General features: G+C 33.7%; 11 protein-coding genes. All 11 read left to right on the top strand.

Annotated elements, in window-relative coordinates:
* Positions 1-311: 30S ribosomal protein S8 (rpsH, locus tag ACOYLT_RS10180; RefSeq protein WP_422853739.1), on the top strand; the 311-nt coding region annotated here is incomplete at its 5' end.
* A gap of 16 nt (positions 312-327) precedes the next feature.
* Positions 328-870 (top strand): 50S ribosomal protein L6, encoded by a 543-nt coding sequence (gene rplF / locus ACOYLT_RS10175; RefSeq protein WP_422853738.1) that lies wholly within the window; start codon positions 328-330, stop codon positions 868-870.
* 11 nt (positions 871-881) lie between these two features.
* Positions 882-1,235 (top strand): 50S ribosomal protein L18, encoded by a 354-nt coding sequence (rplR, locus tag ACOYLT_RS10170; protein WP_422853737.1) that lies wholly within the window; start codon positions 882-884, stop codon positions 1,233-1,235.
* 3 nt (positions 1,236-1,238) lie between these two features.
* Positions 1,239-1,763, top strand: coding sequence for a 30S ribosomal protein S5 (gene rpsE, locus ACOYLT_RS10165; protein ID WP_121312864.1), 525 nt, complete (start codon positions 1,239-1,241; stop codon positions 1,761-1,763).
* A 12-nt stretch (positions 1,764-1,775) separates the two neighbouring features.
* The gene (rpmD, locus tag ACOYLT_RS10160; protein ID WP_121312865.1) at positions 1,776-1,958 is read left to right on the top strand and encodes a 50S ribosomal protein L30; all 183 of its coding nucleotides are present in this window, start codon (positions 1,776-1,778) and stop codon (positions 1,956-1,958) included.
* A gap of 10 nt (positions 1,959-1,968) precedes the next feature.
* The gene (rplO, locus tag ACOYLT_RS10155; protein ID WP_422853736.1) at positions 1,969-2,421 is read left to right on the top strand and encodes a 50S ribosomal protein L15; all 453 of its coding nucleotides are present in this window, start codon (positions 1,969-1,971) and stop codon (positions 2,419-2,421) included.
* Between the two features lie 11 nt (positions 2,422-2,432).
* Positions 2,433-3,776: a preprotein translocase subunit SecY gene (secY, locus tag ACOYLT_RS10150; protein ID WP_422853735.1), complete on the top strand. Its 1,344-nt coding sequence runs from the start codon at positions 2,433-2,435 to the stop codon at positions 3,774-3,776.
* A 6-nt stretch (positions 3,777-3,782) separates the two neighbouring features.
* Positions 3,783-3,998, top strand: coding sequence for a translation initiation factor IF-1 (gene infA / locus ACOYLT_RS10145; RefSeq protein ID WP_007136545.1), 216 nt, complete (start codon positions 3,783-3,785; stop codon positions 3,996-3,998).
* Positions 3,999-4,009: 11 nt separating this feature from the next.
* Complete coding sequence (gene ykgO / locus ACOYLT_RS10140; RefSeq protein WP_081932050.1) at positions 4,010-4,126, top strand: type B 50S ribosomal protein L36; 117 nt, start codon at positions 4,010-4,012, stop codon at positions 4,124-4,126.
* 2 nt (positions 4,127-4,128) lie between these two features.
* Entirely contained in the window at positions 4,129-4,503 is a 375-nt protein-coding gene (gene rpsM / locus ACOYLT_RS10135) for a 30S ribosomal protein S13 (protein ID WP_133533890.1), read from the top strand.
* 8 nt (positions 4,504-4,511) lie between these two features.
* Positions 4,512-4,701, top strand: a 190-nt coding sequence (gene rpsK, locus ACOYLT_RS10130; protein WP_422853734.1) for a 30S ribosomal protein S11, incomplete at its 3' end; no start/stop codon positions are given.

Raw genomic sequence — 4,701 nt, 5'->3', positions numbered from 1 at the left:
ACTTGAAAAAAGAAATCACAAAGATTTTATTCGATCAAGGATATATCTTAAGTTATAAATTTGATGACAGTTCTATTCAAGGAACTATCAAAATTGCTCTGAAGTATGATAAAGATACTAAAGAGTCAGTAATAAAAGATATCCAAAGAATAAGTAAACCAGGTTTACGTAAATATGCAGGTTCATCAAAAATTCCAAGAATCCTTAATGGGTTAGGTATAGCTATTGTTTCTACATCAAAAGGGTTGATGACAGGAAAACAAGCTAAGCAATTAAATGTTGGTGGAGAAGTAATTTGCTACGTATACTAATTAAAACAGTTAAACAATGTCAAGAATAGGTAAAAATCCAATTTCAATTCCTGCTGGTGTAACTGTTGAAGTTAGTGAAACAGTAATAACAGTTAAAGGAAAATTAGGTCAACTTTCACAGAATTACGCAGACGTAACTGTAAAAGTTGAAGAAGGTCAACTGCTAGTAGAAAGACCATCTGATAGTAAAGATCACAGAGCAAAACACGGATTATATAGATCATTAATCAATAATATGGTTTTGGGCGTATCTGAAGGTTTTACAAAAGAATTAGAATTGGTAGGTGTAGGTTATAGAGCTTCAAACCAAGGACAAAAATTAGACTTAGCTTTAGGTTTCTCTCACAATATTGTTTTAGAAGTTACTCCAGAAGTAAAACTAGAAACTATATCAGAGAAAGGTAAAAACCCAATCGTGAAGTTAACGTCTTTCGACAAACAATTAATTGGTCAAATCGCTGCAAAAATCAGAGGTTTCCGCAAACCAGAACCTTACAAAGGGAAAGGTGTTAAGTTTGTTGGCGAAGTATTAAGAAGAAAAGCAGGTAAATCAGCGTAAAAAGTAGTATTATGTCATTAACAAAAACTGAAAGAAGACAAAGAATTAAATTCAGAATCAGAAAGATTGTTAGCGGTACTGCTGCTAGACCAAGATTTTCTGTTTTTAGAAGTAATAAGGAAATCTATACACAACTAATTGATGATGTGAATGGAGTTACTTTATTGGCTGCTTCATCGAAAGATAAAGGGGTAGATACAAAAGGTACAAACATAGAAATTGCCGCGGCAGTTGGAAAGTTAGCTGCTGAAAAAGCAATTAAAGCTGGAATAACTGAAGTAACTTTTGATAGAGGAGGTTATTTATATCACGGTCGTATTAAATCATTAGCAGAAGGCGCTAGAGCCGCTGGACTTAAATTCTAATATATTATGTCTAAATACAAAAATGTAGAATTAGTAAAACCTAGTGGTCTTGAATTAAAAGATCGTTTGGTAAGTGTAAATCGTGTTACCAAAGTAACAAAAGGAGGTAGAGCTTTTGGCTTTTCTGCTATTGTTGTTGTAGGTGATGAAAACGGTGTTGTTGGACATGGGTTAGGAAAATCTAAAGACGTTTCTGAAGCTATTGCTAAAGCAGTAGAAGATGCAAAGAAAAACTTAGTTAGAATTCCTTTAAGTGGTCAATCCGTACCTCACGAACAAAAAGGAAAATTTGGTGGAGCAGCTGTATTTTTGATGCCTGCATCACACGGTACTGGAGTAATTGCTGGTGGAGCTGTTCGTTCAGTTTTAGAATCAGTTGGTATTCATGATGTATTGTCAAAATCACAGGGTTCATCAAATCCTCACAATGTGGTAAAAGCAACTTTCGATGCTTTATTACAAATGAGAAGTGCTGTTACTGTTGCAAAACAAAGAGGTATTTCTTTAGAAAAAGTATTTAAAGGTTAATTCAAGGAAATTATGGCTAAATTATTAGTAAAACAAGTTAGAAGCAAAATCAATTGTCCTCTTACACAAAAAAGAGGATTAGAAGCTTTAGGTCTTCGTAAAATGGGACAAGTTGTAGAGCATGATTCAAACCCTGCGATCCTTGGAATGATAAATAAAGTTAAACACTTAGTTTCCGTTGAGGAAGTTAAATAAAAATATAGTTATGAATTTAAGTAACTTACAACCTGCTGAAGGTTCGACGCATAATCAAAATAAAAGATTAGGTAGAGGAGAAGGTTCCGGAAAAGGTGGAACCTCTGCAAGAGGTCACAAAGGAGCTAAGTCTCGTTCTGGTTATTCAAAAAAGATTGGTTTTGAAGGTGGGCAAATGCCACTACAAAGACGTGTGCCTAAGTTTGGTTTTACAAATATTAATCGTAAAGAATACCAAGGGATAAATCTAGACTCACTTCAATTATTAGTAGAGAACGGTGTTGTTACCGATACTGTAGATTTTTCAGTATTTGTTGAAAATCGTTTAGCTACTAAAAATGAAATGGTTAAAATTTTAGGTAGAGGGGAATTAAAAGCCAAATTAAAAGTAACTGCTCACAAATTTACTGCAACTGCAAAAGCTGCTATTGAAGCTGCTGGTGGAGAAGCTGTAACTTTATAACAAGTATAACAATGAAGAAATTTTTTGAATCATTACGTAATGTTTGGAAAATAGAAGAACTAAAAAATAGAATCTTGGTAACTCTTGGTCTTTTATTAGTTTACAGATTTGGTGCGCATGTTACCTTGCCTGGTATTGATGCTAGTCAATTGAATAGCTTAGCTGGTCAAACGAAAGACGGAATTGGATCAATTTTAGATATGTTTACTGGAGGTGCATTCTCAAAAGCATCTGTATTTGCTCTTGGTATTATGCCATATATTTCTGCCTCAATTGTTGTTCAGCTAATGGGTATTGCTATACCTTATCTGCAAAAATTGCAAAAAGATGGTGAAAGTGGTAGAAAAAAGTTAAATCAAATTACTAGATGGTTAACTATTGGTATTACTCTAATTCAAGGCCCAGGTTATATCTATAATTTACAAAGAACATTACAGCCAGAAGCTTTTCTTCTTCCAGCCAGTTCATTTGCATTTTTATTTTCATCAGTTTTAATTCTTACCACAGGTACTATTTTTGCCATGTGGTTAGGAGAAAAAATTACAGATAAAGGAATTGGAAATGGTATTTCATTATTAATAATGGTAGGTATTCTTGCGAGATTACCACAGGCATTAATTCAAGAATTTACTTCAAAAGTTACTAATAATAATGGTGGTCCTATGTTGTTAGTACTTGAAATTATTGTCTGGTTATTAGTTATCATTGCATGTGTACTATTAGTAATGGCAGTTAGAAAAATTCCAGTGCAATATGCTCGCCGAACTACAACTGGAGATTTCGAACAAGACATTATGGGAGGAAACAGACAATGGATTCCTTTAAAACTTAATTCTGCTGGAGTTATGCCTATAATCTTTGCCCAAGCAATTATGTTTATACCAGCTGCTGTTGCAGGTCTTTCAAAATCTGAGACATCGCAATCAATTGCTGGAACATTCAGTGATATGTTTGGAATTTGGTATAATGTAGTTTTTGCTTCAATGATTGTAATTTTTACATTCTTCTACACTGCAATTACGGTTCCAACAAATAAAATGGCAGATGATTTGAAAAGAAGTGGCGGATTTATTCCAGGTGTTAAGCCGGGTGTTGATACTGCTGACTTCTTAGATAGAATCATGTCTCTTATAACATTCCCTGGCTCATTATTTCTAGCCTTAATTGCTGTGTTCCCAGCTATTGTAGTTAGTCTCGATGTTCAACAATCTTGGGCAATGTTCTATGGTGGCACTTCATTAATCATTATGGTTGGTGTTGCTATCGATACTATTCAACAAATAAATTCTTATTTATTGAATAAGCATTATGATGGGTTGATGAAAAGTGGTAAAAATAGAAAAGCAGTAGCTTAATTTTTTATGGCAAAACAATCAGCAATAGAACAAGACGGATCAATTATTGAAGCATTATCAAATGCAATGTTTCGCGTCGAGTTAGAAAACGGACATATTGTAATTGCTCATATCTCTGGTAAAATGCGAATGCATTACATTAAATTGTTACCTGGTGACAAAGTAAAACTAGAAATGAGCCCTTATGATCTGTCAAAAGCAAGAATTACTTATAGATATTAAAGATATTCAAAATGAAAGTAAGAACATCAGTTAAAAAAAGAAGTGCCGAGTGCAAGATTGTACGAAGAAAAGGCAGATTATACGTAATCAACAAAAAGAATCCTAGATTTAAACAAAGACAAGGATAGTTATGGCAAGAATAGCAGGGGTAGATATCCCAAAAAACAAAAGAGGAGTTATCGCTTTAACCTACATTTTCGGAATAGGTAAAAGTAGAGCAATTGAGATTTTAGAAAAAGCTCAAGTTAGCCAAGATAAAAAAGTTCAAGATTGGAATGATGACGAAATCGGAGGAATTCGTGATGCAGTTTCTTATTTCAAAATTGAAGGTGAGCTTCGTTCAGAAGTTTCATTACACATTAAACGTTTAATGGATATTGGATGTTATAGAGGAATACGTCACAGATCTGGTCTTCCTTTGAGAGGACAAAGAACTAAAAACAACTCTAGAACTAGAAAAGGTAAAAGAAAAACTGTTGCTAACAAGAAAAAAGCAACTAAATAATAAGTAATATGGCTAAAGCAACAACAAAAAAACGTAAAGTTATCGTTGAATCAACAGGAGAAGCTCATATTAGTGCAACCTTTAACAACATCATCATTTCGTTAACAAACAAAAAAGGTGAAGTTATTTCTTGGTCATCTGCAGGTAAAATGGGTTTCAGAGGTTCTAAAAAGAATACTCCGTATGCAGCTCAAATGG

Source organism: Flavobacterium sp., assembly GCF_049318185.1.
Lineage (GTDB): Bacteria > Bacteroidota > Bacteroidia > Flavobacteriales > Flavobacteriaceae > Flavobacterium.
This window is presented reverse-complemented; position numbering and strand designations above follow the sequence as displayed.

Coding starts and splice junctions, on each gene's coding strand:
- rpmD (WP_121312865.1), top strand. CDS start 1,776: ATGGCTAAATTATTAGTAAAACAAGTTAGAAGCAAAATCAATTGTCCT.
- infA (WP_007136545.1), top strand. CDS start 3,783: ATGGCAAAACAATCAGCAATAGAACAAGACGGATCAATTATTGAAGCA.
- rplR (WP_422853737.1), top strand. CDS start 882: ATGTCATTAACAAAAACTGAAAGAAGACAAAGAATTAAATTCAGAATC.
- rplO (WP_422853736.1), top strand. CDS start 1,969: ATGAATTTAAGTAACTTACAACCTGCTGAAGGTTCGACGCATAATCAA.
- ykgO (WP_081932050.1), top strand. CDS start 4,010: ATGAAAGTAAGAACATCAGTTAAAAAAAGAAGTGCCGAGTGCAAGATT.
- rpsM (WP_133533890.1), top strand. CDS start 4,129: ATGGCAAGAATAGCAGGGGTAGATATCCCAAAAAACAAAAGAGGAGTT.
- secY (WP_422853735.1), top strand. CDS start 2,433: ATGAAGAAATTTTTTGAATCATTACGTAATGTTTGGAAAATAGAAGAA.
- rplF (WP_422853738.1), top strand. CDS start 328: ATGTCAAGAATAGGTAAAAATCCAATTTCAATTCCTGCTGGTGTAACT.